Here is a 19,571-nt window from a genome sequence, read left to right as displayed (position 1 = left end):
AATGGCAGACGAAATAACCCCCGACGGCGCCGATGGCACCGACGCCGCCGAGCCGACCTTCGAGAAGGCCGTCATCGATGACCGCCACGACAAGGTCGATCAGGTAGATCTCCAGCTGGAGATGCAGCGGTCGTACCTCGACTACGCGATGAGCGTCATCGTCGGGCGTGCGTTGCCCGACGTGCGTGACGGGCTGAAGCCCGTGCACCGCCGCGTGATCTACGCGATGTACGACGGTGGCTACCGTCCGGACAAGGGATTCAACAAGTGCACCCGCGTCGTCGGCGAGGTGATGGGCCAGTTCCACCCGCACGGTGACTCGTCGATCTATGACGCGCTCGTGCGACTGGTTCAGCCGTGGAGCCTGCGGTACCCGCTCGCGCTCGGTCAGGGCAACTTCGGCTCGGCCGGCAACGACGGCGCGGCCGCCCCCCGGTACACCGAGACCAAGATGGCTCCGCTGTCGATGGAAATGGTGCGCGACATCGACGAGGAAACCGTCGACTTCCAGGACAACTACGACGGCAAGACGCAGGAACCGATCGTGCTGCCCGCCCGTTTTCCGAACCTGCTCGTCAACGGGTCGGTCGGAATCGCCGTCGGTATGGCCACCAACATCCCACCCCACAACCTTCGTGAGGTCGCGGATGGCGCTCTTTGGGCCCTGGAAAACCCCGAGGCCACGCGGGAGGAGCTGCTCGACGCGCTCATCCAGCGAATCAAGGGACCGGACTTTCCGACGGGCGCGCAGATTCTCGGCATCAAGGGAATCCAGGACGCCTACCGCACCGGCCGCGGCTCCATCACGATGCGCGCCGTCGTCAGCGTCGAAGAACTCCAGGGCCGCACCTGCCTCGTGGTCACCGAGCTGCCGTACCAGGTCAACCCCGACAACCTCGCTCTGAAGATCGCCGAGCTCGTGAAGGACGGCAAGGTCGGCGGCATCGCTGACATCCGCGATGAGACCTCGGGCCGCACCGGCCAGCGCCTCGTGGTTGTGCTCAAGCGTGACGCGATCGCCAAGGTTGTCCTCAACAACCTCTACAAGCACACCCAGCTGCAGGACAACTTCGGCGCGAACATGCTCGCCATCGTCGACGGCATCCCGCGCACCCTGGCGATTGACGGGTTCATCAGCAACTGGATCGATCACCAGATCGACGTCATCGTGCGCCGCACGCAGTACCGGCTGCGCAAGGCGGAGGAACGCGCCCACATTTTGCGCGGCTACCTCAAGGCGCTCGACGCCCTCGACGATGTCATCGCGCTTATTCGTGCCTCGGCCACCGTTGAGATCGCCCGTGACGGGCTGATGGAACTGCTCGACGTGGACGAGCTGCAGGCCCGTTCCATTCTCGAGATGCAGCTGCGCCGCCTCGCCGCCCTCGAGCGCCAGAAGATCGTCGACGAGCACGACGAACTCGAGCGTCTTATCGCCGAGTATCACCACATCCTCGCCACCCCGACGGTGCAGCGCGAGATCGTCAAGGACGAGCTCACGGAGATCGTCGCCCGCTTCGGAGACGACCGCCGCACCGAGATTATGTTCGGCTTCGACGGCGACATGAGCGTCGAAGATCTCATCCCCGAAGAGGAGATGGTCGTCACCATCACGCGCGGCGGCTACGTCAAGCGCACCCGCAGCGACAACTACCGCAGCCAGCACCGCGGTGGCAAGGGCGTCAAGGGCGCCCAATTGCGAGCGGATGATGTCGTCGAGCACTTCTTCGTCACCACCACCCACCACTGGCTGTTGTTCTTCACGAACACCGGACGGGTCCTGCGCGCAAAGACCTACGAGATCCAGGAGGCCGGTCGCGACGCGAAGGGCCAGCACCTCGCCAACCTGCTCGCGCTGCAGCCCGGCGAGGAAGTGGCGCAGGTTCTCGACATTCGCGACTACACCGCCGCGAAGTACCTCGTACTCGCCACCCGCGACGGTCTGATCAAAAAGACCGCGCTCGAGGAATACGACACCAACCGCACCGGCGGCATCATCGCCATCAACCTTCGCGAGGGTGACGAGCTGGTGTCGGCGATGCTGGTGGAGGAAGACCAGGATCTCCTTCTCGTGTCCCGTAAGGGGATGTCGATTCGATTTACGGCGTCGGATGCCGCGTTGCGACCGATGGGCCGTTCCACCTCTGGTGTCATCGGTATGCACTTCCGTGGGGAAGACCAACTGCTCGACGCGAGCGTCGTGTCCGACACCGGATACGTGTTCGTGGTCACCGAGGGTGGGTACGCCAAGCGCACCAGCGCCGACCAGTATCGGGTGCAGAACCGTGGTGGCCTCGGAATCAAGGTCGCGAAGCTCGCCGAGTCCCGTGGTGACCTCGCGGGGGCGCTGATCGTCGACGACGAGGACGAGGTTCTCGTGGTTCTCGCAGGAGGCAAGGTGGTACGCTCTGCCGTGGCCGAGGTGCCGGCCAAGGGCCGGGACACGATGGGTGTGGTATTTGCCCGATTCGCCGAAGACGACAGGATCATCGCGGTCGCCAAAAACAGCGAACGCAATCTAGAGAGTCAGGAAGTCGAAGCGCTGGAAGTAGTTGTTCCAGTCGAAATCGACGCCCCTGGAAAGGACGAATCAGTAGATGAGTAGCCTCGCCGAAAAGCTGCAGCGCAAGTCGCAGAAGCCCACCGTCAGCAAGCAGGTACGGCTGAAGTTGGTGTACGTCGACTTCTGGTCGACCGTCAAGCTCTCCTTCCTCGTCTCGATTGCGCTCGGTATCGTGCTCATCGTCGCGTCGATCTTCATCTGGCTCATCCTCCAGACGACGGGGGTTTTCACCCAGCTCGACGGTCTGATGCAGGAAGTGCTGAACGACGAAACCTTCTCCGTGACATCCGTCGTGTCATTGGCCCAGGTCGCCCTTTTCTCCACGGTTGTCGCGATCCTCAACATCGTGATCATCACCGCCCTCGGTGCGATCACGAGCGCGCTGTACAACTTCAGCGTGCGTCTGACCGGTGGTTTGCTGGTCGGCTTCACCAACCAGTAACGCCTGCGTCAGCTCGATTACGCAATTCGGGTCAGGTGCGATACTCTCGTATCTGCCCTGCGGGGGTATAGCTCAGTTGGTTAGAGCGCTTCACTGATAATGAAGAGGTCCCAGGTTCAAATCCCGGTACCCCCACGCACTACCTAAGTCGCAGACACAGTGACTTCGGGTCCTTAGCTCAGTTGGTAGAGCGCTGCCTTTGCAAGGCAGATGTCGGGAGTTCGAATCTCCCAGGATCCACAGTAACTTTTCTTCTTGGCGCTCCTTCTCCGCGGTCTTCTGGCTTTCGTTCTCGCCTGTGCCGCCGGATGGGTAACGGTGGAGCTTGTTGCCATGCACAATCGCGCAGCAACACACGCTCGTCCGGCGTCCCTCGCCGACTGGGGTGGAACCTACGGTGCCGCCCCGCCCAGCGGACAAGAACATACGGTTTCCTCGCTGATAGGACACGAACCTAGGGTGCACCTCGTCGAGCGGGCTCTAATCGACGGTTTCAGCCCGAAAAACCGACGCAACCGCCCGCTCGATGGGGCCACGCGCGGGCCATCAACGCCAACTGCCCACTCGATGCACAACTCGGGCAGAGCCCTTCCTCACCGGCTGTCTACTCTGACGCGCACTGGCTGCGCCTGGGGCCGTATGGGCGCCGTTCTGCGCCGTCAGTGCCCGTCCGGTCTTCAGGTGCCTCAGCGGGCGCCTGAGAGCTCGACAGGCGCTTAACGACAGGAGCGGTCGACCCGAAGGTCGACCGCTCCTGTTGTGCTTGAGAATTTCCCGTGCGCAACAGTTCCCGCTACTCGGGAATCCCTGCTACCCGAGAATCCCCGGGCCGGACTTAGATCGTGGTGTCTGCCACGGTGTCTTTGTCCTGAACGGCCTCGTCCTCGTCGATCCAGAGATCGTCGTCGGCGCGGAGCGTCTGCCAGGCTGCGTACACAATTCCGGCAACCGCAACAACGATTACGCCGATGAGGATGTAGCGACCGGGGCCGGCCGACTTCTGCTTGACCACTCCGGTCTTCGCACCCGCCTTGGCTCCGGCGACGGCGGCCTTGGCAGCAGCCTTTGCGGCCTTGGCACCGACCTTCGTAGCCTTTTTGGTGACGGTGGAGCGAACGGATCCGGCTTTCTTGCCCGCAGCGCTGCCAGCGTCAGAAACCCGGTGGCCAACCTTCTCGCTGGCGTCGGTAACGACTTTGAGAGCATCGCGAAGCCTGTCATCCTTCGCGACCTCGATAACCGCGAGAGCAGAGCCCAGCGCGGACGTTACTGCGGGGACAAAGTCCTCGGTGATGCGCTCTTTGGTGGTCGACACTGCCGTCTTGGTGGCAGCCACTCCAGTGGCTACCGCCGGCTTGACGGTCTGGTCGAGCGAGTCACGCACTCGCGGTGATACTTCTTCACGAGCGTAGTTGGCGGCTTGACGGCTAGCCTCGCGGACGACCTGAGATGCGTGCTCCAGAACTTCCTTCTGGTCACCCCAGAGGTCTTCTGCGTGCTCCTTCAAACGGGTCAACTCCCGCTGGCGCTTCCGTGTTAGTCCCATGAAACCCTCCATCGGTGATGTGCGGCGAACAGTTCTTATCCTGCCACGCATGCCTTTCAACACCTACCGGTTCGCCTGTGTACCTGCTGAATGGCCGCAGCATGGTCACAGGGAGCGTTATGCAAGAATTGCTGTTATGTCTGTACACACCGCTGTAGCCACGATCAAGACGAACAAGGGCGACATCGTCGTGAACCTGTTCGGCAACCACGCACCCAAGACCGTCGCCAACTTTGTCGGCCTCGCGGAGGGCACCATCGAGTGGACCCACCCGCAGACCGGCAAGGTCTCCACCGACAAGCTGTATGACGGTGTGATCTTTCACCGCATCATCAAGCAGTTCATGCTTCAGGGCGGCGACCCGCTCGGCCAGGGCTTCGGTGGCCCCGGGTACCAGTTCGACGACGAGATCCACCCCGAGCTGAACTTCAACTCGCCCTACATCCTCGCCATGGCAAACGCCGGCACCCAGGGTGGTCGCGGAACGAACGGTTCGCAGTTCTTCATCACCACCGTCGCCACCCCGTGGCTGCAGGGTAAGCACACCATCTTCGGCGAGGTCGCGGATGACTCCTCCCGTGCCGTCGTCGACGCGATCGAAGCCGTCGACACCGACCGCCAGGACAAGCCCCTGACCCCCGTGGTCATCGAGAGTGTCACCATCACCGAGGTCTAAATGTCAGACACAACGGGACTCTCCGGCGACACCTGTTACCGGCATCCCAACCGGCAGAGCTACGTGCTCTGCCAGCGGTGCGGTCGCACGATCTGCCCGGCCTGCCAGACGCAGGCCGCGGTAGGCGTGCACTGCCCCGAGTGTGTGCAGGAGGCGCGACAGAGCGCCCCGCGTACCAAGCCGCGCATCGTGACGGCGTTCCGCTCGTCGAGCGATGCGCCCGTGGTGACCTACTCCCTCATGGGCGTCTCGGCGTTCGTGTTCCTGGTCAACCTCGTGCTCCCCGGCATCGTTCTCGCGCTCGCCTACGTTCCCGGCCGCGTTATCAGTGCCCCGTGGACCCTGGTAACCGCAAACTTCGCGACCAGCGGCTTGTTCGGCCTGCTGTTTAACCTGCTCGCGATCTTCCTCATTGGGCGAACGCTCGAAACGATGCTGGGGCGCGGACGCTACCTCGCGTTGTTCCTGCTCGCGGGGCTAGGCGCCGCCACGGCCACCGAGCTCTTCGGTGGATACGTCCTCGGGGCGTCCCCGGCGATTTTCGGCCTCCTGATCTGTGTCTTTATGATCCAGCGCACCCAGGGGTCGAACAACTGGGGCATCCTCGTACTCGTTGCCGCCTATCTCATCTACTCGATGGTTATCGGTGGCGCCGGCTGGATCGGATACCTCGGCGCGATCGGCGCCGCCGCGCTGACCTCGCTGATCCTGTTGCGCACCCGCCGCCGGGAGGCAGCGAACCAGCAGAGGCTGCTGCTCATCGGTCTGGCCGCGGCCCTGGTCGTTGTCACCGCAGCGCACGCGCTGCTGTAGCGAAGGCAGGCGAGCGTGTCCGTGTCCGAACCTTCCGCCCCGGTGAGCCGCGGGCTCGGTGCGCGACTTGCTCCGGCTGCGGTGACCTGGACGATCCTGGTCGCGTGCGTCGCCGTGTTCTTGCTGCAGAGCGCGACCGGGGGAACCAACGGGATCGTGTCGCTACGGCTGATTCTGTACCCCCAGCTGGTCGTTCTGGAGCCGTGGACACTGGTGACGTCGCTGTTCGCGCACGCAAGCATCATCCACCTCGCCTTCAATATGTACTCGCTCTACGCCCTCGGCCCGGCGTTGGAGGTCGCGCTCGGGCACAAACGCTTCGCGGTGCTCTACGCGCTCAGCGGTCTTGGCGGTTCGGTCGGGGTGCTTCTGCTCAACGCGGGACCCGTGCTCGGGGCATCCGGCGCCATCTTCGGACTGCTCGGGGCCTACTTCGTCATCGCCCGCAAGATGGGCGGCAGTAGCAAGCAACTCATCGCGGTGATTGTGCTCAACCTGGCGATCGGCTTTGTCATTCCGAACGTCGCCTGGCAGGCACACCTCGGAGGGCTGATTGTGGGATGCCTGGTGGCACTCGTGTACATGGTGCCCCGCAACCGACGGCATCCCCACCGTCAGGGCCAACTGCTCACGGTGATCACGCTGGCGATCGTGCTCGCCGGTGGTGCCGCGGTTCTGGCGTTCTAACCGCTGGGTCGTTCTCGTAGTTGGCCGGCTAGCAACTGGCCGCAAAGTTATCCACAGGTTTATCCACATTGGGGGTAATTACAGCCGTGTAACTCGATCTATTAACAGGTTGTTAACATGTGGAAACTGCGGATTTCCGCGGCTGAACGGTTGCCGGGCTAGCGCCAGCGGGTCGCCATGATGAAGCCGATGAACATGATGCCGAAGCCGACCAGGATGTTCAGGTTGCCGAGCTGAGGCACGGGCAGCGACGTTCCGCTGACGTAGAAAACGATGATCCACACCAGTCCGAGAAGCATGAAGCCGAACATCACGGGCTTGAACCAGACCGCGTTGGGAGCCAGTTCGCCGGAGCGCTGGTCGACGGAACGATCGGGCTTAGGGGAAGATGTGCGGGCCATGGGGAGAATTCTATCCCGATTGCCCCGCTCCCAATCCAGCGCCACCTGATCGCGCTCAGGCTGCGGTTGTATCGACCACCTAGAATCACCGTATGACTTTGGAGGAGAGCGCGACGGCGCCGGTACAGCGATTCCGTCCGCGGAAGCGTCGACGTCGCGTCAGCGTGATTGGGGTGCTCGGCGAGCTGTTGATTACCGCCGGGGTTCTCGTGTTGATGTTCCTCGGGTGGCAGGTGTGGCTGAACGACATCATTGTCGGAGCCGAGCAGCAGGATGTCGCTGTCGAATTGAGTGAGGGCTGGGAACAGGCAGCTACGGACAAGCCAGAAACGCCCGATGCGACCGCCACACCCGACCCCGCCGACGTTGCGTCGCAGGCCGAACCCGTCGTGATGGCGGCTCCCGCCAACGCCGACACGTTCGCGGTGCTGATGGTGCCGCGCTGGGGCGAGGGCTGGGAACGCCCGATCGCCGAGGGCATTGGGGTCACGGACGTGCTCAACAAGATTGGCATCGGCCACTACCCGGGCACGCAGATGCCCGGCGAGGTGGGCAACTTCGCCGTTGCCGCGCACCGCAAGGCCTACGGTGGCGGGCTCGAGCACGTGCATGAGCTACAGATCGGCGACCACATCTACGTCGAAACGGCCGACGGGTGGTACAGCTACGTGTACCGCAGCTCGGAGTACGTGCTGAAGACGGCCATCGCGGTCATCGACGCCGTTCCGCAGCAGCCGGACGCCACCCCGACCGACCGCCTGATCACCCTGACCACCTGCAATCCCTTCTATTCCACCGCCGAGCGCCTGATTTCCTACGGCGTCTACGACGGCTGGTACCCGCGGGCGGGCGGCCCACCCGCTGAGATTGCCGAAGCAGTAAGTGCGAGGGACGCCTGATGTACGCAGCTCTATGGCGAGTTCTGCCCGGACCCATCTGGGTTCGTATCCTGCTCGTGGTCATCCTCCTCGCGGCAGTGCTGTACAGCCTGATTGAATGGGTATTCCCATGGGTTGACCAGTTTGTGGCTCCCCAGGATGTGACGGTGGAACAGTGACACACGTACTCGTAATCGACAACTACGACAGCTTCGTCTACACGCTCAACGGCTACCTGCAGCAGCTTGGCGCCGAGACCACCGTGGTGCGGAACGATGATTTTTCGGTGGATGATGCCGCCGCGTACATTGCGGACTTCGATGCTGTGCTGCTCTCACCGGGACCCGGCACTCCCGCCGCGGCCGGTGTCTCCATTCCCGTGGTGAAGGCAGTGCTCGACAGCGGCCAGCCCCTGCTCGGGGTCTGCCTCGGCCACCAGGCGATCGCGGAGGCGGTCGGTGCGACCGTCACCCACGCCGACGAGCTCATGCACGGTAAGACGTCGCAGATCTCTCACGACGGAAGCGGGTTCTACACCGGGGTTCCGCAACCGTTCCGCGCGACCCGGTACCACTCGCTCGCCGTCGTGGATGAGACCGTGCCCGACCTCCTGGAGGTCACCTCGCGCACCGCGGGCGGAGTGATCATGGGGCTGCGCCACGCGGAGCTGCCGATCTTCGGGGTGCAGTTTCACCCGGAGTCCGTGCTGACGCAGGGTGGCTACCGCATGATCGGCAACTGGCTCGCGGTCGCGGGCCTGCCGGAAGCCAGCGTGCGCGCGGAAGGCCTGTCGCCGCTCGTCACCCTGTAGCGGACGGTCTGCTATCCGGTGGCCCGCTCGTCACCCTGTAACTGGGTGGCGCGTTAGCCCGTGCAGACCTGGATGGAGATGGCGGAGCGCTGCGGGTGCGATCCCGCGGGCAGCGACTGACTGTTGACGACGCGGCCTGAGCATCCCCGGGTAGTGGTGACCGTGACATCCAACTGCAAGGTATTGAGGACTGTGCCAGCCTCACTCGCCGACATGCCCACAACGTTCGGAATGCCCACGGCCCCGCTCGACACCACGATGTTGACGACGTCGCCCATGGCGACCGTGACATCGTTGGCTGGATCGGTGTTGATGACGACGTTCGCTGCGGCGTCGGGCGAGTCCGTCTGGGTGACGGAGCCCACCTGCAGGCCACGGGACGTCAGGGCGGTCTGCGCGGCTTCCAACGTCAGGCCGGCAGTGGCGGGGATGGTGACCGACGCCCTGCCGAGCGAGACGTACACCTTCACGATCTGTTGCCGCGAGACGTCTGACCCCGAATCCGGCTCCGAGCGAATCACCTCTCCCGCGGGAACGGTGTCACTGTTGTCGCTGAGCTGCTGGGGAACCAGGTTCTTCGCCTCGAGCACGGCCGCGGCCTGGTCGTAGGTCTGGCCGGACACGTCGGGCACGGCAACGGACAGCGACGACACGATCTGGTTGCTGGGCAGGTTGACGGTCCAGAACAGCACGGAGACGATGACCACGACCATGACCATGATCCCGGCCCAGATCCACGCCGCCGGCGGCCGGGACTGGGTACGGGTTACCTGCTCGTCGTCGTCCGCCAGGTTCAGCTCGCGGAGGGTTGCTTCGGTTCCGGAGGAGTCGTTCGGGTTCTCGCCGAACAGCCCCAACGAGGCATCCTTCTCGGCGGTCGCACGCTTGGGAACGACGGTTCCGTTGGCTGCCGCTTCGAGTTCATCGCGGAAGTCGGTGGCACTCTGAAAGCGCGAGAAGCGGTCCTTCGCGAGAGAGCGCAACACGACAACGTCGAGCGCGGGCGAGACCCGCGGGTTGAGTGTGCTCGGTGGCGCGGGGTTCTGGTTGACGTGCTGGTACGCGACGGCGACCGGGTTGGTGCCGCGGAAGGGCGCCATTCCGGTGAGTAGCTCGAACAGCACAACTCCGGCGGAGTACAGGTCGGTGCGGGCATCCACCGACTCGCCCCGCGCCTGCTCGGGTGAAAAGTACTGGGCGGTGCCCACGATCGCGCTCGTCTCGGCGATGGTCGCCGAGGATTCGGAGATTGCGCGGGCGATACCGAAGTCCATGACCTTCACCTGGCCGGTGGTGGCGACCATGATGTTGCCGGGCTTGATGTCCCGGTGCACGACGCCGGCGCGGTGAGAATACTCGAGTGCGGTCAGCACCTGGGCGGTGATGCGCACGGCTTCGTCGGACGACATGGGACCGTCGGCGATGATGTCCTTCAGCAGGCGTCCGTCGACAAATTCCATGATGATGAACGGGATCTGGCGTTCGGCGCCTTCGTCATCGGTGACGGTCTCTTCGCCGGCGTCGAAAATGCGCACGATCGTGGGATGCGCCATCTTCGCGGCGTCCTGCGCCTCCCGACGGAAGCGGGTGCGGAAGGCGGGATCATTCGCCAGCGAGGGCTTCAGGAGCTTGATCGCGACCCGGCGACCGAGGCGCGCATCGGTGCCCACGTGCACGTCGGCCATCCCGCCGCGCCCGATTCGCTCCCCCACCTGGTACCGGCCGGCCAGGAGGCGTATTGCTGAAGTTACGCCTTCTGTCACGTATTCGTCTCCCGGTTAGTGCACCTGATCAAGTGCCAATTGTACCTGTCGCTGGCTGGGATCCTTTATTGGGCGTCCGGCGTGCTGGTTACTGTCGGGGTGGGGACGGGGGCCGCGAGGACCGTGATCGTGGTCGTCTGGGAGGCCGCGGATTCGAGGTCGCCACACAGCGCCGAGTAGCTGATGGTGGTCTGACCGGGTGATTCCAGGCGTGCCGTCATCGACGAGGCGCTGCTGGAAACCGGGTTGCCCGTATCCGGTGTCGCGTTGCTGACCGAGAAGTTGTAGCCGTTCAGCGTGTATCCAGCAGGGCAGCTGTTGTAGCTATCCCACGTGATCGTGACCACTTCGCCCACCAGGTAGCCGGTGGCCGCCTTCGGGTTGGAAACGCGGGGCGTTCCGGGCGCGGGGGCGGTGGGAATCTCGGTGTAGAAGCTCACCTCGACCGTGTCGCCCTCGCGAAGGTTGCCCGTCGGGGTGATGTCGTAGGACATGCCGACGTCGCCCTGGGTAGGCGCCACCGCGCCGTTGGCGGCCGTCCGGAAGGCGAGCCCGAGGGCGGTGACCTTTTGCTCGGCCTGTGCGACCGTGAGCCCCACGAAGTCGTTGCGCGAGATTTGGATCAGCTCGGGCTCCTCGCTCGGGGTGATGCTCGGCGAGGGTGCCTCAGATGGGGGCGCGGGTGCCGACGCGCTCGTCGACGGTGTGGTGCCAGCTTCAGGGTCGGTGGGTTGTTCTGCCACGAGCGCGACGATGACGGCGACGAGCACTCCGAGCAGCACCACGATGAGCCCGATGAGAGGCCAGGTCCACGGGTTGCGCTTGGGCTTCTCCTCGACCTCGGGTGTGGTGTCGAGGGAAGCGGTTGCCGTCATCAGCCGGGTCGCGGACGTCGGGTTACCGTAGTTCGGCCCGGCGAGGGCGGCAAGCGAGCTGTCGCCGACAACGGCGGGGACGGATGCCACGGCGCCAGCGATGTCGCCGCGACGAAGCGCCTGCGCGGCACGGGCGAGGTGCGCAGAGCTCGCGGGACGGTCCGCGGGGTTCTTCGCGATACACGAGTACACGAGGTTGCGTACCGGCTCGGCGATGGTGACGGGCAGCTCGGGCGGAGCCTCGTTGATCTGCGCCATCGCGATGGCGACCTGCGACTCACCCGTGAAGGGGCGGCGGCCGGCGAGGGCCTCGTAAGCGACGATTCCGAGCGAGTAGATGTCTGTTGTGGGGGATGCCGGGTGCCCGCTGGCCTGCTCGGGCGACAGGTACTGCACGGTGCCCATGACCTGGCCGGTGGCGGTGAGCGGAACCTGGTCGGCAATGCGCGCGATTCCGAAGTCGGTGATCTTGACTTTGCCTTCCGGCGTGATCAGGAGGTTGCCCGGCTTGATGTCGCGGTGCACCAGGCCTGCGGAGTGCGCCGCGTGGAGGGCGTTCGCGGTCTGGGCGACGATGTCGAGCACGCGGTCGCTGGAGAGTACCCGCTCGCGCTCGAGGATGGTGCTCAGTGCCTCCCCGGGCACGAGCTCCATTACCAGGAACGCGCTGCCGTCTTCCTCGCCGTAGTCGAAGACGTTGGCGATTCCTTCGTGGTTGACGAGGGCAGCGTGACGGGCCTCTGCGCGGAAGCGCTCGAGAAATCCCGGGTCTCCGAGGTACTCGTCCTTGAGGATCTTGATCGCGACGGTGCGCCCGATCACCAGGTCAGTCGCCTGCCACACCTCGCCCATGCCGCCGATGGCGACTCGGCTGGAAAGCTGGTATCTGCCCCCGAAAGTGAGGCCACTTGTGGGTCTCATTTATTTAGCACCGCCTCTAAGACTTTTTTTGCAATTGGAGCGGCAACTGAGTTTCCGAAACCGGTTTGGCCCAGCCCCCCGCCATTCTCCACGACGACGGCAACGGCGACCTGAGGGTCGTCGGCCGGAGCAAAACCAGTGAACCACAGCGTGTACGGGTCGCCCACGCCGTTCTCTGCTGTTCCGGTCTTCCCCGCGACCTCGACTCCGCTAATTCTTGCATTGCTTGCGGCGCCGTTACTGACGCCATCGGTCATCAATTGCGTCATTTTGGTTGCGGTATCGGCGGAGATGGGGGTGCCGTAGACCTCGGGCTGAAAACTGACGATCTCGCTCAGGTCCGGAGCCAGGACACTCTCGACCAGATTCGGCTTCATCAGCTCTCCGCCATTGGCGATCGCGGCGGAAACCATCGCGATCTGCAGCGGCGTGATGCGCACGTCGTCCTGTCCGAAAGACGACAGCATGAGCCGAGCGACGTCGTTGTCGATGTCGTCCGGGTAGGTGCTCGGGGTGACGTTGAGCGGTATCTCGAGATCGTCGCCGAACCCGAAGCGGGCGGCGTAGTCGGCGATCGTGTCTGCACCCAGCGCCTGGCCGAGCTCGGCCATCGGGATGTTGCAGCTGAGGCGCAGGGCGGTGGCGATCGACGCCTCGCTGCCGGAGCCACAGGGGCCGCCGGAGGAGTTGGAGATGACCGAACTGCTGTTGGGCAGGGTCAGGGATGCCGGATTCGGAAAGGAGCTGTCGGCGGTGAACTGGCCGCTGTCGATCGCGGCCGACGCCATGATCACCTTGAAGACGGAACCGGGGTGGTACAGGTCACCGCTGATGGCCCGGTTGGTGAGTGGCGAGTTCGCGTCGGCGGTGAGGCCGTTGTAGGCGGCGTAAAACTGGTCGCTGTCGTGCACCGCCAGCGCGTTCGGGTCGAAGGTCGGCTTCGAGACCATCGCGATGACCTCGCCGGTGTCCGGCCGGATAGCGACGACGGAGCCGACCTGGTCGCCGAGCGCATCGAAGGCGGCCTGTTGCACGACCGGGTCGAGGGTGAGTTCGACCGAGGCGCCCTTCGGGTTCTGGCCGGTTACCGTGTTGGTCAGGTTGTCAAGAAACTGCTCGTCGGACGTGCCGCTGAGGTAGTCGTTCATCGCACCTTCGAGGCCCGGGTTCGCCTGGTTGAGGGTGAAATAGCCCGTGACGTTCGCGTACAGCAGCGGATTGGAGTAGACGCGCTGGAATTTGTACTGGTCGTCCACGGGAATGGATTCCGCGATCGGCACGCCGTCAACGAGGAGGGCGCCACGCTCGGCGGAATAGCTGTCGTAGAGGGTGCGCACGTTGCGGCCGTCGGCATTTAGCTCGTCGACGGCGAAGACCTGGATGATCGAGCTTGAGGCGAACAGGGCGACGAACATCAGCAGCACCACGGTGCTTACCCGGCGGAGTTCTTTGTTCACGGTTCGATCACAGCCCTCGTGGGTTCATTGCGGACGGTGTCGGAGAGGCGCAACAGCAAGGCCGCGATGATCCAGTTTGCCACCAGCGACGAACCGCCGGCCGCAAGGAACGGAGTGGTGAGTCCGGTCAGCGGAATGACTCGGGTGACGCCGCCGATGACGATGAAGACCTGCAGCGCGATGACGAAGGACAGGCCGACGCCGAGGAGGCGTCCGAAGTCGTCCTGACCGGCGAAGGCGATGCGGAACCCGCGGGAGACGAACAGCAGGTAGAGGCCGAGGATCGCGAAGATGCCGATGAGGCCGAGCTCTTCCCCAAGGGCCGGAATGATGTAGTCGCTCTCGGCGAGGGGGATCAGGTCGGGCCGGCCCTGGCCGAGGCCGGTACCCACCAGGCCGCCGTGCGCGAAGCCGAACAGGCCGGTGACCAGCTGGTAGCTCCCGCCCATGCCCTCGTAGTTTTCCGTGGCGAACGGGTTCAGCCAGGCGTGCACCCGGCCGGTGACGTACGAGAGCTGCGAGTACGCGGCGACAGCGCCGATCAGGAAGAGGGAGAGGCCGAGCACAATCCAGCTGGCGCGGCCGGTGGCGACGTACAGCATGACCAGGAACAGCCCGAAGTAGAGCAGCGAGGTGCCGAGGTCCTTCTGGAAGATGAGCACGGCCATGGACGCGGCGAACACCACGAGGATCGGGCCGAGGTCCCGCGCCCGTGGGAAGGTCATCCACAAGAATTTTCTGCCCACCATCGACAGTGAGTCCCGCGCGGAAACGAGGTAGCCGGCGAAGAAGATGGCGAGGGCGATCTTGCCGAGCTCACCGGGCTGGAAGGTGAACGACCCGACCTGGATCCAGAGCCGGGCACCGTTGATGGTTGTGCCGATGATCGGGAGCATCGGCAGCAGCAGCAGGACGATACCGCTGAACATGGCGACGTAGCGGTAGCGCTGCAAGACCCGATGGTTGCGGATCACCAGAACCACGACGATGGCAATGGCGATGGCGAGGCCTGTCCAAACCATCTGGCGGACGCCGCCGCCGTCCCAGCCGCTGTCCTCATTGGCGATGTCGAGGCGGTAGATCATCGCGATGCCGAGCCCGTTGAGCACCGTCACGATGGGGAGGATCAGCGGGTCAGCGTCGCGAGCGACAATGCGGAGCACCACGTGCATGATCAGCGTGAGAAGAGCAAGGCCCGAGGTGAGCATCAGGAAACCGGTGTCGATCGCGCCAGACGCGCCGAGCTGCACGAGGATGATCGCACCCGCGTCGATGAGCAGCGCGAAGACCAGGAGGACCAGTTCGACGTTGCGCTGTCGCGCGGGCACGCGAAGCTTGATGCGGATGCTGCTCGTGAGGGTGTCGAGAGCCGCGGCGGGCGAGTTGCTACGGGGTGCGGGCATCGGCCAACCGATCCACTATCGCCTGGGCGTCCGCGAGGTCGTCGGCGTTGATGGTTGCTTCCACGCTGCTGCGGGTGAAGGCGGGAAGGTCAGACAGCCCGATCGCGGTCTCCTCGACGACGGTCGACAGCGGAATCGGGCCCAGGTTCTGCTGCACACCCTGGAAAATGGCGACGTTGCCGTCACTCTCGCCCACGAAGTAGCGCGTCTGTGTCCACTGGTATCCGAAAAGTGCCGCGGCGACGACCACGATGATCGCCAGGGCCAGGCCGATGGCCCAGGTGATCCGGCGGCGGCGGGCGCGGCGACGATCCTCGAGGATCAGCTCGTCGAGGTACCCGTCTGACTCGGGCTCGAAGTGGCTCGGGTCGGGCTGGGTCGCTTTGAGGGGGTGCAGCAGCAGTGTCGGCAGCCGCAGCGGGCGCCGGTTGCTGTCGCTGTCGAAGGACAGGGGCGTCGCGGCAGAACCTACGGTGATCGGAGGTGTGTGGGACGAGTCACCGCTCGCGTCGACATCCACCAGCACAACAGTGACATTGTCTGGTGCGCCCTGATCGAGACTCTCTTTGACCAGGCGGCGGGCGGCCTCGTCTGCGGTAGGCACCGAGTTCAGCACGGCCTGCATCTTCTCGTCGGACACGTAGCTCGAGAGCCCGTCGGAGCAGAGCAGCCAGCGATCACCCGGCTGGGTCTCGATCACGGTGGTATCGATCTCGGGCGCGGCATCCACGTCGCCGAGCACGCGCATCAGCACCGACCGCCGGGGGTGCACCGCGGCCTCCTCGGGGGTGATGCGCCCGCTGTCGACCAGGCGCTGCACAAAGGTGTGGTCGGCGGTGATCTGTTCGAGCACGCTGTCGCGGAGGCGGTAGATACGGGAGTCGCCGATGTGCACCATCGCGAGTTTGTCGCCGACGCGGAGAAAACCGCTGACGGTGGTTCCCATGCCGGTCAATTCGCTGTGCTCGAAGACCGTCTCCGCGAGCAGGGTGTTGGCGGCCAGAAGCGCGGAGTGCAGGGCGAATTCGGCGTCGTTGGCCGAATCGAAAGCCCGATCGACCTCGGCGATGCGCTTGATGGCAATAGCGGATGCCACGTCTCCACCAGCGTGGCCGCCCATTCCATCGGCGACAACAAAGAGGTGCTCGCCCGCATAGGCACTGTCCTGGTTGTTGGCGCGGATCTTTCCGACGTGCGATACGGCAGCACTATTGCCCGAGGTGGCCACGCCTTACCGCCGGAGCTCGAATGTTGTTGTGCCGATCTTGATCGGGGTGTTCATCGGAATGGGCGTGGGCACGGTCACGCGCTTTCCGGCCAGGTAGGTGCCGTTGGTGGAGTCCAGGTCCTGAACGACCCACCCGTCGTTCCAGAGCATCAGGCGTGCGTGATGCGTCGAGGTGTAGTCATCGCGAATGACCAGGCCCGATTCGCCGGAGCGGCCGATCGTGAGCTGCTCGTTCGGGAGCTCGATCTCAAGGCCCTCTTTCGGGCCGGAGGTGATGAGCAGGCGGGTGGCGTTGCCGGTTGCGGGCGCAGCTGCGCCACGGGAGCCGCCGGAGCGTATCTGGGTGGTGGAGGCGGTGGGGGAGCCCATCGGCGGTGAGTTCAGGGGCGGAGCGGGCGCGGTGGGTTGAGGTGCGGCGCTCGGAGCCTGCGCGAACGGGCCAGCCGCGGCATCCGCTGGCATTCGACGCACTTTTTGGCCAAACAAGTCCGTGCGCAACGCGTAGACGATTGCGAAGACGAACGCCCACAGCACCGCAAGAAATACGAGGCGCAAGATGAGCAGGGTCAATCCACTCATTTACGAGGCCCCACCAGATCTACTACCGAAGTCGGAATACCCGTCGGCTTCTGCGGACTGGGCGAGTACACGAAAGACAATGCGGGTGCGGCCGATCTCGATGACGGATTCGGGCGCCAGAAGCGCCTTCGTCAGGGGGTGTCCGTTGAGTTTGGAGCCGTTCGTGGAACCCAGATCGTTGACCTGGGCGCGCGTGCCGTCCCAGAGGATTTCCACGTGCTTGCGCGAGGTGCCGGTGTCATCGACGGTGATGTCCGCCTCCGAGCCGCGGCCGATGATGGTGCGGCTCTTGGTGATCGTGTGTCGGCGTCCGTTGACGTCGAGAACCGGGGTCCAGGCGACGGTGCCCTTGACGTTGACCGAGGTGACCTCGATCATTCCCTGGTTGAGGTGGTCGTCGGGCGACAGCTTAATAAAGATGCCGCCGGCGAACGAGTAGTGCTGGGTGGCCGCGTGGCGTTGCACGAGCTGCGTAAGTTCGTCGATCAGGGTGGGGCCGAGTGCCGTCATCCGGTCAAAATCAACCCGGCTAAGCCGCACGGTGAAATTGTTGGGCACCAGGATGCGGTCGCGCGAAACCACGGCCGCCTTGGTGTCGAGCTCGCGGCGGAGGGCGCTGGTGATCTCTACCGGCTGGAGTCCACTTTTGAAGGTCTTGGCAAAGGCACCGTTAACTGCCCGCTCAAGACCTCGCTCAAAGCTGTCCAGAAGGCCCAAGGATCTCCCCGTCTCGCCGAATGGTTTTGTGACGATGTTAGTCGGCCCACCGGTGGATGACGTGGGCATCCAAGTGGCCAGTGGCCGCCAGTCGACAGTACACGGCCTAAAAGGACGCGCGCACACCCTCCGGAACGGGTGGAGGCGTCGGACGGGCTGTCGCTGTGATAATCTCGCTTGGTTGGCGCGTAAAGCGCCAGTGGTGAGCGCGAGTGGCGAAATTGGCAGACGCGCACGGTTCAGGTCCGTGTGCCCTAACGGGCATGGGGGTTCAAGTCCCCCCTCGCGCACCGAGGGTTGATTGCCTTTCTGGGCTTCCCAGATTGCACAACTCAAAAAACGTGAAAACGCCCCCGAGATATCGGGGGCGTTTTTCCGTTAACCGGCTATTCACACGAAATCTGACTCTTCTTCGTGGCGCACTGTCTCAGGCGGTAGCTCTTGTACTATCTCTATCAACTTATAAAAATTAGCCGTTAAAATTATAAGTTCACGTGCTCTCTATAAGACTCGGACAGATAGATGCGATCCAAGGACTTCACCAGTACCCGGTTCGGCGCTCTCACGACGAAACCGCTGAGCGCTTGGCCGCACCCGTACTTTCTCCCGGCAGATATTCCGCGTGAACTGGCTCTGGAACCCGAGACCGTGGCCGCTATGTCGCGGGCTGACTTAGCGCTCGGGCGACTGTCTGGACTCGCCATGATCATCGACAATCCGGCGCTGTTGCTCGGCCCGGCATTGGCGCAAGAGGCGCTCGCAAGCTCGCGAATCGAGGGTACGGAGGCCTCTCTGAGTGAAGTCTTGTCGGCTGAGAACGAGGACGTCCCGATTGAGAATGAGAACCTGCGTGAAGTCGCGAATTACCTCCGCGCGATCGAACAAGGAACTCAACTAATCAAGTCATGGCCGCTCACCTTGCGCTTCTTTTGCGCGCTTCATGAGACCTTGCTCACTGGCGTGCGCGGTGAGGAGAAGTCGCCGGGAGAACTTCGGAAGTCTCCCGTGTGGATAGGCTCTCCCAACGCCCGCCCGGAAACCGCGCGCTTTATCCCGCCCCATCAGGACGACCTAGGAGCACTGCTGGCCGATTGGGAGCGTTTCGTCAACGACCCGTCGGGCATGCCGACGGTACTGCGTGGTGCGTTGATGCACTACCAGTTTGAGACTATTCACCCCTTTCTCGACGGTAACGGTCGCATTGGTCGTCTGCTCATCGGCTTCGAACTGATGCACGACAACGTTCTAAGCGCGCCCATTCTTCATATTTCGGGATACTTCGAAACTAACCGGAGTGAGTACTACGACCGCCTCCAGGCGGTACGCGAGCGAGGCGAGATAGACGAATGGATCCAGTTTTTCGCAGCCGCGGTTGAACATCAGGCGAACGAGAGTGCGGGTCGCATCCGCAACCTGCTCGACATCCGCGAGCGCTACCGAGTTCAGGTGCGCGGTGAGCGTTCGCAGGTGGCGGGTCTCATCGATGTGTTACTCGAGAATCCGGTTGTCACCGTTACCGGTGTCGTACGCGCACTCGGCGTCACGCAGCCGACTGGCTCAAACCTGTTGCATCGAGCCGAAACCCTCGGCTGGGTGCGGTCGGCCGGTCGCTGGGGACGCGGTGGCAAAGAACGATGGGTGGCCTCGGAGATTTGGCATGCGGTTACTCGCACCAGTTTCGACGATGACGAAACGCGGTAGCCAGGTCGCTTTTCGCAGCTAGTTCGTTACCCGCCGCGCGAACGCGATAGCCGATTGATATTCACTGTTAACCCAAGCCTCCTATGCTGAGCCGGTCACAGCCGCGGAGC

Annotated in this window: 18 protein-coding genes and 3 tRNA genes; 12 read left to right on the top strand and 9 right to left on the bottom strand. The window is 63.9% G+C overall.

Translation table 11 applies throughout. The features are described from left to right. Position 1: 1 nt before the first annotated feature. From gyrA to B0I08_RS10415, 4 genes are all read left to right on the top strand, one after another. Positions 2–2,605 (top strand): DNA gyrase subunit A, encoded by a 2,604-nt coding sequence (gene gyrA, locus B0I08_RS10430; RefSeq protein WP_106212562.1) that lies wholly within the window; start codon positions 2–4, stop codon positions 2,603–2,605. Next, entirely contained in the window at positions 2,598–3,005 is a 408-nt protein-coding gene (locus tag B0I08_RS10425) for a DUF3566 domain-containing protein (RefSeq protein ID WP_106212560.1), read from the top strand. Before gyrA ends, B0I08_RS10425 begins: the two co-directional genes overlap by 8 nt. Positions 3,006–3,066: 61 nt before the next feature. Next, positions 3,067–3,140 (top strand) — tRNA-Ile (locus B0I08_RS10420). Between the two features lie 32 nt (positions 3,141–3,172). Then, positions 3,173–3,245, top strand: a tRNA-Ala gene (locus B0I08_RS10415). A gap of 595 nt (positions 3,246–3,840) precedes the next feature. Here the strand turns inward: B0I08_RS10415 and B0I08_RS10410 are convergent. Beyond that, positions 3,841–4,551 (bottom strand): hypothetical protein, encoded by a 711-nt coding sequence (locus tag B0I08_RS10410; protein WP_146134387.1) that lies wholly within the window; start codon positions 4,549–4,551, stop codon positions 3,841–3,843. 136 nt (positions 4,552–4,687) lie between these two features. Here B0I08_RS10410 and B0I08_RS10405 point away from each other — a divergent pair, with 136 nt between their 5' ends. From B0I08_RS10405 to B0I08_RS10395, 3 genes are read left to right on the top strand one after another with little or no spacing between them, the layout of a single operon-like run. Further along, a complete protein-coding gene (locus B0I08_RS10405; protein WP_106212556.1) occupies positions 4,688–5,227 on the top strand; it encodes a peptidylprolyl isomerase in 540 nt (179 codons plus the stop codon). After that, complete coding sequence (locus tag B0I08_RS10400; protein WP_181243384.1) at positions 5,228–6,040, top strand: rhomboid family intramembrane serine protease; 813 nt, start codon at positions 5,228–5,230, stop codon at positions 6,038–6,040. It abuts the gene before it with no gap. Positions 6,041–6,055: 15 nt separating this feature from the next. Beyond that, positions 6,056–6,727, top strand: a complete 672-nt coding sequence (locus tag B0I08_RS10395) for a rhomboid family intramembrane serine protease (RefSeq protein ID WP_106212552.1) — start codon at positions 6,056–6,058, stop codon at positions 6,725–6,727. 158 nt (positions 6,728–6,885) lie between these two features. On the opposite strand, the gene B0I08_RS10390 is transcribed toward B0I08_RS10395, so the two are convergent. Continuing rightward, the gene (locus tag B0I08_RS10390) at positions 6,886–7,128 is read right to left on the bottom strand and encodes a cell division protein CrgA (RefSeq protein ID WP_106212550.1); all 243 of its coding nucleotides are present in this window, start codon (positions 7,126–7,128) and stop codon (positions 6,886–6,888) included. Positions 7,129–7,220: 92 nt separating this feature from the next. Between B0I08_RS10390 and B0I08_RS10385 the strand changes: the two genes are divergently transcribed. From B0I08_RS10385 to B0I08_RS10380, 3 genes are read left to right on the top strand one after another with little or no spacing between them, the layout of a single operon-like run. Then, positions 7,221–8,027 carry a class E sortase gene (locus B0I08_RS10385; protein ID WP_181243383.1) on the top strand — a complete coding sequence of 269 codons (807 nt, stop codon included), beginning with the start codon at positions 7,221–7,223 and terminating at the stop codon, positions 8,025–8,027. Next, positions 8,027–8,185 carry a hypothetical protein gene (locus B0I08_RS17785; RefSeq protein ID WP_181243382.1) on the top strand — a complete coding sequence of 53 codons (159 nt, stop codon included), beginning with the start codon at positions 8,027–8,029 and terminating at the stop codon, positions 8,183–8,185. Before B0I08_RS10385 ends, B0I08_RS17785 begins: the two co-directional genes overlap by 1 nt. Beyond that, positions 8,182–8,817, top strand: a complete 636-nt coding sequence (locus B0I08_RS10380; protein ID WP_106212546.1) for an anthranilate synthase component II — start codon at positions 8,182–8,184, stop codon at positions 8,815–8,817. Before B0I08_RS17785 ends, B0I08_RS10380 begins: the two co-directional genes overlap by 4 nt. Before the next feature lie 53 nt (positions 8,818–8,870). Here the strand turns inward: B0I08_RS10380 and pknB are convergent, their stop codons facing one another. The 7 genes from pknB to B0I08_RS10345 form a co-directional block, all read right to left on the bottom strand. Beyond that, positions 8,871–10,580, bottom strand: a complete 1,710-nt coding sequence (pknB, locus tag B0I08_RS10375) for a Stk1 family PASTA domain-containing Ser/Thr kinase (protein ID WP_106212544.1) — start codon at positions 10,578–10,580, stop codon at positions 8,871–8,873. Positions 10,581–10,645: 65 nt separating this feature from the next. Further along, complete coding sequence (locus tag B0I08_RS10370; RefSeq protein WP_106212542.1) at positions 10,646–12,376, bottom strand: serine/threonine-protein kinase; 1,731 nt, start codon at positions 12,374–12,376, stop codon at positions 10,646–10,648. Then, positions 12,373–13,833 (bottom strand): peptidoglycan D,D-transpeptidase FtsI family protein, encoded by a 1,461-nt coding sequence (locus B0I08_RS10365; protein WP_106212540.1) that lies wholly within the window; start codon positions 13,831–13,833, stop codon positions 12,373–12,375. Before B0I08_RS10365 ends, B0I08_RS10370 begins: the two co-directional genes overlap by 4 nt. Then, entirely contained in the window at positions 13,830–15,236 is a 1,407-nt protein-coding gene (locus tag B0I08_RS10360; protein WP_106212538.1) for an FtsW/RodA/SpoVE family cell cycle protein, read from the bottom strand. Before B0I08_RS10360 ends, B0I08_RS10365 begins: the two co-directional genes overlap by 4 nt. Beyond that, on the bottom strand, positions 15,220–16,464 hold the full coding sequence (locus B0I08_RS10355) for a PP2C family protein-serine/threonine phosphatase (RefSeq protein ID WP_106212536.1): 1,245 nt from the start codon (positions 16,462–16,464) through the stop codon (positions 15,220–15,222). The genes B0I08_RS10360 and B0I08_RS10355 overlap by 17 nt, the downstream gene beginning before the upstream one ends. Before the next feature lie 3 nt (positions 16,465–16,467). Then, positions 16,468–17,043 carry an FHA domain-containing protein FhaB/FipA gene (locus B0I08_RS10350; RefSeq protein ID WP_106212534.1) on the bottom strand — a complete coding sequence of 192 codons (576 nt, stop codon included), beginning with the start codon at positions 17,041–17,043 and terminating at the stop codon, positions 16,468–16,470. After that, complete coding sequence (locus B0I08_RS10345; RefSeq protein WP_106212532.1) at positions 17,044–17,760, bottom strand: FHA domain-containing protein; 717 nt, start codon at positions 17,758–17,760, stop codon at positions 17,044–17,046. A gap of 206 nt (positions 17,761–17,966) precedes the next feature. Here B0I08_RS10345 and B0I08_RS10340 point away from each other — a divergent pair. Continuing rightward, positions 17,967–18,050 (top strand) — tRNA-Leu (locus B0I08_RS10340). A gap of 232 nt (positions 18,051–18,282) precedes the next feature. Then, on the top strand, positions 18,283–19,461 hold the full coding sequence (locus B0I08_RS10335; RefSeq protein ID WP_106212530.1) for a Fic family protein: 1,179 nt from the start codon (positions 18,283–18,285) through the stop codon (positions 19,459–19,461). Positions 19,462–19,571 lie beyond the last annotated feature (110 nt).

Origin of the sequence: Glaciihabitans tibetensis, from assembly GCF_003003265.1 — a bacterium.
GTDB classification, from domain to species: Bacteria; Actinomycetota; Actinomycetes; order Actinomycetales; family Microbacteriaceae; genus Glaciihabitans; species Glaciihabitans tibetensis.
This window is presented reverse-complemented; position numbering and strand designations above follow the sequence as displayed.